This is a genomic window from Pseudomonas sp. St316, from assembly GCF_018325905.1.
Classification (GTDB): Bacteria; Pseudomonadota; Gammaproteobacteria; order Pseudomonadales; family Pseudomonadaceae; genus Aquipseudomonas.
The window spans coordinates 2236160-2246971 of sequence record NZ_AP021901.1 but is presented as its reverse complement, the minus strand read 5'-3'; the positions used below and the strand labels follow the sequence as shown (position 1 = coordinate 2246971).

General features: G+C 63.6%; 2 protein-coding genes (1 of these 2 running past the window's edge). Both read right to left on the bottom strand.

Annotation, left to right across the window (positions count from 1 at the left end):
* Positions 1-169: 169 nt before the first annotated feature.
* The gene (locus tag KI237_RS10155; protein WP_212799701.1) at positions 170-3394 is read right to left on the bottom strand and encodes a non-ribosomal peptide synthetase; all 3225 of its coding nucleotides are present in this window, start codon (positions 3392-3394) and stop codon (positions 170-172) included.
* A protein-coding gene (locus KI237_RS10150; RefSeq protein ID WP_212799700.1) for a non-ribosomal peptide synthase/polyketide synthase crosses the window boundary here: on the bottom strand, positions 3391-10812 show its 3' portion. Its footprint extends 6267 nt past the window's final position; 7422 of the gene's 13689 nt are visible here — the last part of the coding sequence; the start codon falls outside the window, past its right edge; it ends in the stop codon at positions 3391-3393. Before KI237_RS10150 ends, KI237_RS10155 begins: the two co-directional genes overlap by 4 nt.

Below are 10812 nucleotides of genomic sequence, written 5' to 3'. Positions count from 1 at the left end.
CAGCGGCCCCCAAAAGCGATTGCACGGTGAGCCAGACAAATGGCAACAGCCAGTTTCAGGACTGCTGCGCAGTCCAGCGGGAGCAAGCTCCCTCGCCACGATGGCCCTGCTTAGCACTTAAGAGCTGAGCAGCCCCTAAAGCAGCCCAACGCCGCAATGGCATCCCTCGTCAGCTGCCTTGCTCAGCCTTGGCGGCTTGCAGCTGCAGCGCCTGTTCGGTCAGCAGTGCCTTTTCCTCGGGGCTCATCGCTTCCATGCGCAGGCGCACCTGGGCGATTTTTTCCAGTTGCCCCGGGCTGCTCTCCACCGCCCGCAAGGCCAGTGCCAACGACGCCACGGTCGGATGATCGAAGACCAGCCCCGGATGAATTTCGCACTGCAACAACTTGCGAATACCTGCCACCAACTTGATCACCAGCAACGAATGCCCACCGGCGGCGAAGAAGTCGCGGTCGATGCCCAATCGCTCCAACCCAAGCAATTGCGCCATGCGTGCGGCGAGCAATTGCTCCAGCGCATCGCGCGGTGCGGCGTCTTGGTCATCCGCCGCCACATCCGCCCTCTGCTGCAGCGCCTTGCGATCAATCTTGCCGTTGGCCAGGCGCGGGAACTGTTCGATCAGTTGCAGGCGCTGTGGAACCATCACGCTGGGCAGGCGTGCGCTCAGCTCAGCACGCACAACGTCCAGCAAGCCCGCCGACAGCCCCTGCTGTGCCACGACAAAGGCCAACAACCCCTGCTCGGCGGACGCCGCCGGCAGCACCAGCGCTTCGACCACCTGCGGCAGGCGCAGAAGCTCGGCCTCGATCTCTGCCAGTTCAATGCGGAAACCGCGCACCTTGACCTGCTGATCACGCCGACCGTGCAACTGGATCGCCCCATCCGCGCGATAACGCGCCAGGTCGCCGCTGCGATATAGACGCTGCGCCGGATCGAACGGACTCTGGATGAACATCTGCTCGTCGGCCTGGGCATTCAGATAACCCCGACTTAACTGCGCACCGCCCAGGTACAGCTCGCCCAGCACACCCACCGGCGCCAAACGCAGATCGGCATCCAGCACGTAGACCTGGTTGTTGCCCAACACCTGGGTCAGCGCCGAACAATCGTCGGCAGCGCCGTGCAGTGACAACGGATGAATCATCACCCCGACCGTGGCTTCGGTCGGCCCGTAGTGGTTGAACACCCGACAATCACCGCGCAACCGGGCGATGCGCTCGATCAAGGTCGGCGCAATCGATTCGCCGCCCAGCACCAGGGTACGCGGCAGTGTCGCCCGCCCGCTGTCGAGCAGCGCCGCAAGGTGCGACGGCACGATCTTCAGGCAGTCGATCTGCTGCTGTTGCAGGTACTGGGCAAACAACGCGCCGTCCTGCATCTGCTCATCGCTGGCCACATGCAGGGTCGCGCCATTGAACAACCCGCCAAACAACGTGGTGTTGCCCAGGTCCGCCGCTACGGTGGAACTGAAACCGACGTTTTTGCACTGCGCAAGGCCCAGTGCCTGACTGGCTTGGGCGGTGTAGTTGAGCAATTGCCGATGCTCGATCACCACACCTTTGGGCACACCCGTGGAGCCCGATGTAAACAATACATAAGCGATGTCGTTGCCTTGGGTGGCGAGCGCTGGCAACGGCGCCGGCGACTGACGCAACTGCGCCGCCGTCAGGGCTTCATACGGCTGGTCCTGCCAGGCTGGCAGATGCGCCGCATCAGTCAGCAACAGCGCCGCGCCGGCCTGGTCCAGCATCAACGCCTGACGCGCCTGGGGCCACTGCACATCCAGGGGCAGATACGCCGCCCCCAAACGCCAGCTCGCCAGCATTGCAATCACCAGCTGCGCCGAGCGCGGCAACGCCAGCGCGACAATCGAACCGGCGCCCACGCCTTGGTGCTTGAGCCCCAGCGCCAGACTGTCGACCTGGGCTTGCAACTGGCTGTAGCTCAATTGCAGATGAGCGTCGGTCAGGGCGATGGCGTCCGGTATATGCAGCGCCAGATCGGCGATGCGCTGCGGCAGATAACGGCCATCCGCCAAAGCCTGCATCGGCGGATTGATCGCCAACAAGCGCTGCTCCTGAGCGCGACTGAGCAGGCTGAGCTGCGCGAGTGCACGGTGGGGCGCGGCCAGGATCGAGGCCAACAGCACGCCGTACTGTTCCAGTACCGCGTTGGCCGAGGCTGACGAATAACGCGAACGGGCGTAATGCAGATTGAGCGTGGTGTGGCGCTCGTTCAATTGAACCTGCATCAGCAACTCGAACGGTTCTGCCGGCACATGCACGGACTCTGCGACGGTCCAGTGCAGACCGCCACTGTGCCCGCTAGCGCTCGCCTGCCCCAGCGTAAAGCCGTAGGCCGGGCGCGCCGCGTCAGGCGCCAGTTCCGGCGCCCAGTATTCCTGCCAGGTGCGATGGGCTTCAAGGCGCGCCGCCAGCTCGTCCAACCACTCGCTGAACGACACCGTGGCAGGCAACGAAACGCACAGTGGCAGGGTTTTCTCGAACACGCCCACGGCATTGGCGAAGTATTCATAGTCGTCGCGGCTGTCATGGCGCACGCCGACCAGCGCCTGTTCAAGCCCGCTCAAACGTCCCAGCAACACCCACCACGCGCCCTGCAGCAGCGTGGCCAGCGGCTGGCCAAGCTGCTCGGCCAGGCAGTGCAAAGCCTCACGTTGAGCCGGCTCCAGGCTCAGCGATACGTGGCTGTCGGCGGTACCTGTCTCAGCGCTGGTGCTGCGCGCCGCCAGCCATGGCGTAGCGATGTCCGCCTGCATCCCTTGCAAGTGTTGCTGCCAGTAAGCTCGTGCGCTGGCGGCGTCTTCATCCAGCACCACTTCACTGCGCCATTCCAGGTACTGGGCAAACTCGCCCGGCGCTTCGTCATCCTCTGCATGAGCCCCGGCGCAGGCTTGCTGGAGGTGTTCAAGCAGCAGATTCAGCGACTGCGCATCGGCACTGTAGCGGGCGATGCCCAGCACCAATTGCCATTGCCGTGGCGCCAGACGATAGAGCACGGCCTGGAGGCTGTCCGATTCACCGATCACAAAAACGCGCCCCATCAAGTCCTCGATCTGCGCCTGGATGTCCTCGGCCCGTTGCTCGCCGGCCTGTACCGTCAGCGGGAAGCGAGCGGCGCTGGCGACGGCCTGACGCCAACCGTGGAAACCGGCGACTTTGCCCAGCCGCGCCAACAGCATCGGCTGCTGCGCCAGCAGCGTATCGAACGCGACCTGCAAGCGCTGCGGATCGAGATCACCGTCGATCATCACATTCAGCCAGCGCAACGCCTCGCCACAGGTCACCGTGCCGGGCCGTTGTTCGAGCTGCGTTTGTTGCTCGGGGGTCAGGGCGAACCCTGAACTGTGCGCGTCCATCGTGACCTCGTTCATGCTCCGGCTTCCTCGGTGTTGAGTGCGCCCCGGGCGGTTTGCCCGGCGGCCGACGGACTCCCAAGGCTGCTGTGGTCGTACATATCGCCCATGGCCACCACGATTTTGCGCGGCCCCTCGAACGGATCGCGGGCGTGGGCCACCAGCATGTTGTCCAGCAGGATCACATCGCCTTTTTGCCAGTCGAAACGCACCGCGCAGGCTTCATACAGCTCACCGATACGCGCCATCACCTCATCTTCAATCGGTGTGCCGTCGCCGTAGTACACATGCCGGGGCATGCGCTCCAGGCCGAACATCGACAGCAGGTCTTCCCGCACATCCGGGTCCAGCCAATAGATGTGATGCAATTGCACCTGATTGAAGAACGACTTCGCTCCAGTGATCGGGTGCGTGATGATCGCGGGCCCCGGTGTGCGGGTCTGCAACTCGTCGTTATCGAGCCAGCGCCATTGGATGCCGCCCGCCCGACAGCGGGCCTCCACTTCAAGGCGGTTTTCGGTCTTGAAGAAGTGCTGCCACGACACGTCGAGTTTGTCGGTGAAGGTGCGCACGTAGAGCAGGCCTTTGTCTTCGAACTTCTCGCGAAGGTCCGCCGGCAGTTGTTCATACATCAAGCGGCAATCCACCACCGGGGTCGCCCCGCCCACAGGCGCGGCTTGCTCGCAATAGAACATCTGCTTGCGCGGCCAGCGATCCTGATGGGAGCTTTCGTTGTGGAACAGGATCATCTTGCGCTCGGGGTACGGCGTGGAACGGTAGGTGTTCTTGCCGCCTTCTTTCTTGGGCAGGTCGCCGTACTGACCATAAAGCCCTGGCTGTACTGCTTCGGCAAACGCTTCAAAACCCTGGATACCGTCCAGCTCGAAACCGCGGAACAGAATGCCCGCATGCTCAGCGAGCTTTTGCTCGATCAGCGGCCGGTTCTGGTGAATCCACTCGATGACATCCAGATGGGGCTCGCCCGGTTCCAGCATCAAGGGAAAGCACTGCGGTGCAGCCACCAGTGATTCACGCACCCGCGCCGCACGAGGCTTGGCGAGCGGTGTCACGGAGCGCTTGAGAAACTTGCCCAATTTGTCGGCCTTGGGCCCCGGGACGGTGGCAGGCGTGACGGCCGTCGCCGTGTTGTCGACTGGCATGCTGATAGCTCCCAATTGAATGTCCTGATCAGCGACGATCTGTTCCAACAGGGCTGTCCAGGCCTGAATCAGGTGCTGAATGCGCTCATGTCCGAACAAGGTTGTGGCGAATTGCCAATTACCGCGCAATTGCCCTTCTTCTTCGTCAACGAACAACGCCATGTCGAATTTAGAATGGGTCTCCAGCGCCGGCAGGAACTCCATGCTCAATCCCGCCATGGACCGTGGACGCACCGGCACGTTGTTCATCACGAACAACACCTGGAGCAACGGGTTCATGCCCTTGTGTCGCGCTACGCCCGAGGCTTCGACAATCTGGTCGAATGGCAGATCCTGATGCTCCAGCGCGTCGAGCAGATTGTCCTGGGTGCGCGCCAGGAAGCTGGCGAACGTGGCCTCGGCGTCCAAGTGCGAACGCAGGGGCAACACGTTGACGAAGAAACCGATCAGCCGCTCCAGCTCCGGCTGTTCACGACCGGCCACGTCGGCGCCGAGCACCATGTCTTGCGCACCGCTGAGCCGATGCAACAACACCTGGAAAGACGCCAGCAGCGTGCTGTACAGCGTGACCCCGGCCTCGCTGGATAACCGCCGCAATGCCCCGGTCAAGCCGCTGGAAAGCTGGAATTGCAACGCATCGCCGTCATAGGACGCGGTCTGGCCCCGAGGGTTGTCCAGCGGCAGGTTCAGGCGTCCCTCGTAGCCGCTGAGGCGGTGCTTCCAGTACTCGGCCTGACGCGCCAGAACACCCTGCTCTTCCAGCGCCTGCTGCCACAGCGCGAAGTCCTGGTACTGAACCTCCAGGGGCGCCAGCGGCATCGGTTTGCCGGTGAGCGATGCCTCATAGGCCTGCACCAGTTCGTCGACCAACAGCCCCATCGACCAGCCATCGAAGATGATGTGATGCATGGCGTACAACAACACATGTTCGCTCGGCCCCAAGCGCAGGATCCGCCCGCGCAACAGCGGTGCCTGCTCCAGGTCGATAGGAGTGCGGGCGTTCTCCAGCGTCGCCTGGACCACCTGCTCCTGCTGGGCGCCGGGCGAGAGGTCGGACAGGTCGATCAGCGGGAAGTCCAACTGCACCTCGTCGGCAATCAGCGCCAGCGGATCGCCTTCTTCGTCTTGCACATATGCGGTACGGAGCACGTCATGGCGGCGCACCACTTCGGCAAAGCTGCTCATCAGGTGTTCCACCGACAACCCACCGCACAGGCGCAGCGCCATGGGCATACCATAGGCCGACGTGCCGCCGGACAGTTGTTCGGCGATCCACAAACGCCGCTGCACCAACGACAGCGGTGCCGAACGTCGCGGCCCATGAGCCTTGAGCCGAACCCCTCGGGAATCACCCGCGCGAACCTGCCCCTCCACGTTTCCGGCCATCAGCGCCGCCAGCGCCTTGAGCTGCGGATGATTGAACAGGTCACGCAGACTCAGCGGATAGTCCGTCAAGTTGCGCAAACGTGAGACGACCTGGGTCGCCAGCAACGAGTGGCCGCCGCGTTCGAAGAAATGATCGTTGCGACCGACCTGCTCCAGCTCCAGCACCTCTTGCCAGACACCGGCAATTTGTTGCTCCAGTTCGCTGACGGGGGCCTCGTAGCCGCTTTGCGACAACCCGGTCTCCACGGCTGGCAATGCCTTGCGGTCGAGCTTGCCGTTGGGCGTCAGCGGCAATTGATCGAGGAACAGCAGGTGCGCCGGGATCATGTAGTCGGGCAGGTGTTCCCTGAGGCTTGCCTTGAGCTGAGCACGCAGGGCGCTTTCGTCCGGTTGCAACGCCGAAGTCACCCCAGAAGCCACCACGTAAGCCACCACGTAAGCCACCAGTTGCTGGCCACCCGCTGCGTCCTGAGCCAGGACCGCCACGTCCCGCACCTGGGGTTGTTGCAGCAGCCGCGCTTCGATTTCCCCCAGCTCGATACGGAAACCGCGGATCTTCACCTGATGGTCGATGCGGCCCTGATATTCGAGCACGCCATCGGCGCGATAACGGCACAGGTCGCCCGTGCGGTACAGCCGTTCGCCGCTTGCGGAGAACGGGTTGGGCACGTACTTCTCGGCGGTCATCGCCGCTCGGCCAAGGTAGCCACGGGTGATGCCCGCGCCGCTCAGGTACAGCTGCGCCGAAACGCCTTGGGGCACGGGTTGCAGGTCGGCGTCGAGCAGGTAGCTGGCGGTGTGCTTGAGAGGGCGACCGATGTTCGCCGTGCCGCCGGCGGTGCGGCGGCTCCAGGTGGAATAGGTGGTGTCTTCCGATGGCCCATAAAGATCGTAGACATGCTCTATCCCCTGCTCTATCCCCTGTGGGAGCGAGCTTGTGGGAGCAAAGCTTGCTCGCGATGGCTGTGGGTCAGTCGCATAGGGGCCAGCTGACAGGACGCTGTCGCGAGCAAGCTTTGCTCCCACAGGTCCTGCCCCCACTGGTTTTGTTTCTACTGGTCCTGCTTGCACAGGCCCACTCCCACAGGTGGGGTGTTGGTACAGGGCATCTACCAGGCTCTGCTTCAACGGTTCGCCCGCCAGGTTGATGATGCGCACGCTGGCCGGGATCTCACCGCTGCGCTGCAACGCGGCAATCGCCGAGGGCACGGTGTTGATCAGCCGCACCTGGTCGCGAGCCGGCAGGTGCGGCAGTTCCAGGGCATTGCGGGCGATGATCAGCGAGCCGCCGTTGGCCAGGGTCACGAACAGCTCCCACACCGACAGATCGAAGCACACCGACGTCGAGGCCAACACACCCTGGATGTCGTCGCGGCTGTAGACGGACTTGGACCAGTCGATCAGCGCCAGCACGTTGCGATGGGCAATCGCCACGCCCTTGGGCTTGCCGGTGGAGCCGGAGGTGTAGATCACGTAGGCCAAATTGTCTGGCGTGACCGCGGTGTGTGGCGCACTGAGTGGGTAACTCGCCAAGTCGAGGTGATCCAACATCAGCACGGCGGTTTCACTCGGTACGTCCAGCGTCGCCGCCACCGCTTGCTCAGTCAGCAACACCCGGGCACGGCTGTCGTCGAGCATGTAGGCCACCCGCTCGGCCGGGTAGTCCGGGTCCAGCGGCACGTAGGCGCCACCGGCCTTGAGCACCGCCAGCAAGGCGATCAGCAACTGCTCGGAGCGAGGCATTGCCACGCCTACTCGCACTTCCGGGCCCACGCCCAGCTCGATGAGCTTATGGGCCAGGCGATTGGCCTGGGTGTCCAGTTCGCCATAGCTCAGGCGAGTGTTGGCGAAAGTCACCGCCAGGGCCTCTGGCATGGCCTGGGCCTGGCGAGCAATCATCTGGTGAATGCACAGCGCTTGCTCGAACGGCGCGTCCACCGGGTTCCAGTCGTGGACCTGACGCTGATGCTCATCGAACGCCAGCATCGACAGTTCACCCAGGCAACGCTCGCTGCCATCGGCCATCTGTCCCAACAACCGAGCCAGATGGGCCGTCAGCCGTTGCACCGTGTCCGCCGAGAAACTCGCCAGCTGGTAGCTCATGTGCACCGACAGTTGCCGGTCCAATTCCACCAACAGCGTCAACGGGTAGCTGGTCTGCTCCTGGGTGATCGGCGGACCAAAGCGCAAACCGTCTGGCGCGCCCTGTTCCAACGCCTGAGCAATCGGATAGTTTTCGAACACCAACAGGCTGTCGAACAGCGCTTCACCGCCCTGCCCGGCCCAGCGCTGGATATCCAGCAACGCGGTGTGCTCGAACTCGCGCAGCATCAGGTTTTGCGCCTGCACCGCTTGCAGCCAGCTGTCCAGGGATTGCCCGGCCTGCGGGCTGGCGATCACCGGCAAGGTGTTGATGAACAGACCGATCTGCTGCTCGATGCCCGGCAGATCCGCCGGACGACCGGCCACGGTAGCGCCAAAAGCCACGGTGTCTTTGCCGGTGTAACGCTGCAACAGCAGCAGCCACGCGGCCTGCACCAGCGTGTTGACGGTCACTTTCGAGGCGCGGGCGAAGGCTTCCAGGCGTCGGGTCAGCGCTTCGTCCAAGACCTGCACGTGGTCGCCATAACCGGCGCTGGCCTGGGCCGGTGGTGCAATGGCATCGGCCAGCCGTGTCGGCGTCTCCAAGCGTTGCAGCAAGGGCATCCAGAACGCTTCGCTGGCCGCCGCATCCTGGCGTTGCAACCAGGCGATGTAATCCCGGTAGCGGCTGCCCGATGCGACGAAGGGTTGGCCGCCGTAGCGTTGCAACACTTCGCCGAGCAACTGCGAGTTGCTCCAGCCGTCCATCAGGATGTGATGGCTGGTGTAGATCAGGTGATAGCGCTCCTCTGCCACGCGCACCACCAGCAAGCGCAACAGCGGCGCTGCATCCAGCTCGAAACCCTGCTGGCGCTGCGCCAACGCCAGGGCGTCCAGGTCCTGGGATGGGTTCGCTGCGGCGCATCCATCGTGGAACAGGAACGCAACCTCCATCTGCTTGTGTACAACCTGCAGCGCCCGCTTGAAATCCCCCTCCCAGACGAAACTGCTGCGCAGCACTTCATGGGCATCCACGGCCGCCTGCCAGGCCTGGCGGAAGCGCTCGACGTCCAGCCCTTCGACATCAACCCGCAGTTGGTTGATGTAGTGACCGGCCTGTTGCTCATACAGCGAATGGAACAACATGCCTTGCTGCATCGGCGATAACGGGTAGATGTCTTCGACGTCTCGCGGCGCCAGCGGCAATGCGTCCAGCTGGGCCTGGTTCAAACCTGCCAGCGGGAAGTCCGACGGCGTGAAGCCCTGATGCCGGGTCTGGCAGCAGTAGTCGATCAAGCCCTGCAACTCCTGAGCGTATTCCAGGGCCAGCCGCTGGATCGTCGACTCATCGAACATGTGCCTGCTGAAGGTCCAGTCGATGCTCAACTCACCCGCATAGACGCTACCGTTGAGCGTCAGCCAGTTGTCCAGCGGCGCCAGCGGGCTCTGTGGCGTGCCCGCCGGCTCGCTGGCGGGGATAAACAACCCGTCGGCGGCATCGCTGAATCCGCTGTCGAACTGCCCCAGGTAGTTAAAGGTGATGCGAGGCATGGGCAACGCCGCGAGGGTGCGACGAGTCTGCTCATCGCCCAGGTAGCGCAACACGCCGAAGCCGAGCCCTTTGTCGGGTATTGCGCGCAGTTGCTCCTTGATCGCCTTGAGCGAATCCTCGAGGGTCGCCGCTGGGGTCAAGCGCACCGGGAACAGGCTGGTGAACCAACCGACGCTGCGGCTCAGGTCCAGGTCATCGAACAGCGCCTCACGGCCATGCCCCTCCAGTTGAATCAAGGTCGAAGCCTCGCCGGTCCAACGACCGATCACCCGAGACAGGGCCGTCAACAACAGATCGTTGACCTGGGTGCGATAGGCCGACGGCGCTTGCTGCAAGAGTCGTTGGGTCTGGTGCTTGTCCAGGCGCGTCTGCACCTGCGCCTCGTGACACCTGCGCAATTCACCCTCAGGCCGGTCACAGGGCAAATCGTTGCGAACACCCGCAAGCTGCCCTTGCCAATAAGCCATCTGGGCCTGTAGCGCCGCGCTGCCAGCATGGGTTTTCAAGCGTTGTGCCCAGGCCTGGGTGGCACTGGTCTTGGCCGGCAGTTTCGGGGCCTGGCCAGCTTGCAGTTGTTCATAAGCCTGTTGCAGGTCTTCCAGCAAAATCCGCCAGGACACACCGTCCACCACCAGGTGATGAATCACCAGCAACAGCCGTTGGCTGCCATCGGCCAGGCTTGCCAATACCCCACGCAACAAAGCGCCGCTTTCCAGTTCCAGGCTACGCTGGGCTTGTTCGGCCAGGCGCTCCAGCGCCGGGGCATCGGCCACCTCGGCGGCCCACAACAGCGCTGAGCGCTGCCAAACCGCGTCTTGCTCTGTGAGGGTCTGATGGCGGGCGGTCCAGGCGTCGTTCTCGCGCACGAAGGCCAGGCGCAAGGCATCGTGGTGGCTAACCACGGCCTGCAACGCCTGCTCCAGATGCTCGGCATGTACAGGTCGCAGCCCCTTGAGCAGCACCGACTGGTTCCAGTGATGGGGCTCGGCCATGTCCTGTTCGAAGAACAATTGCTGGAACGGCAGCAACACCGCGTTCCCCGTCACCGGGCCTTGGTCAAAGCCCGGACCGCTGGCGCCCAAGGTGGCCACGCTGGCGAGCCCCTGGATGGTCTGGTGGACGAACAAATCCTTGGGGCTGAAATGGATCCCGGCCTGCCGGGCCCGGCTGACCACCTGGATGGAAATGATCGAATCGCCCCCCAGCTCGAAGAAGTTGTCACTGACACCCACTTGCTCGCGGCCGAGCACGCTTTG